The sequence below is a fragment of the Polaribacter sp. BAL334 genome (assembly GCF_015767435.1).
In the GTDB taxonomy this organism is placed as follows: Bacteria; Bacteroidota; Bacteroidia; order Flavobacteriales; family Flavobacteriaceae; genus Polaribacter.
On sequence record NZ_JADWOV010000026.1, the window covers coordinates 1 to 582 of the forward strand.

The window sequence follows — 582 nt, forward strand, 5'->3', positions numbered from 1 at the left end:
GTTGGAATACCAAACAGAATTCACGGTTTTACCATTGATAAGGCTTTACAAAAGGGAGCAATTAGCGGAATTTGGTATAAATTATCGCCAAAAAATATTGTTCATAGTTGGGTTGAAATTAACCTAAACGACAAATGGTATTTTCTTGAAGGCGTGATTCTTGACAAAGAATACCTGACAAAACTTCAAGAAAAAAACAAAGAATGTAAAACTACATTTTGTGGCTTTGGTGCTTACACAGACAATTTTGAAAACCCACCAATTGAATGGAATTTGAACAATACATTTATACAAGACAAAGGTATAAATCAAGACTTTGGACTATTTGACACACCAGACGATTTTTATGCAAAACATAAACAAGAACTTGGTGCATTTAAAAGTTTTATTTTCCGTAAAATTGTACGACACAAAATGAATAGAAACGTAGAAAGAATAAGAAACGGCAGGTAACAGCACCTACCCAAAAGTGGCGGTTCGGTGGTTAAATCAAGCTTTGTGCTTCTATCAAAGTTTCTGCTTGGTTGACAGTGAAGTGCTTCGAAATCGCCACCTTCGGGTAGCTGCAAAACGTTGTACAAC

1 pseudogene is annotated in these 582 nt (G+C 35.4%); it reads left to right on the plus strand.

Annotated elements, in window-relative coordinates:
* Nucleotides 1-453: pseudogene (locus tag IU405_RS00145) on the plus strand (transglutaminase); the annotation flags it as partial.
* Nucleotides 454-582 lie beyond the last annotated feature (129 nt).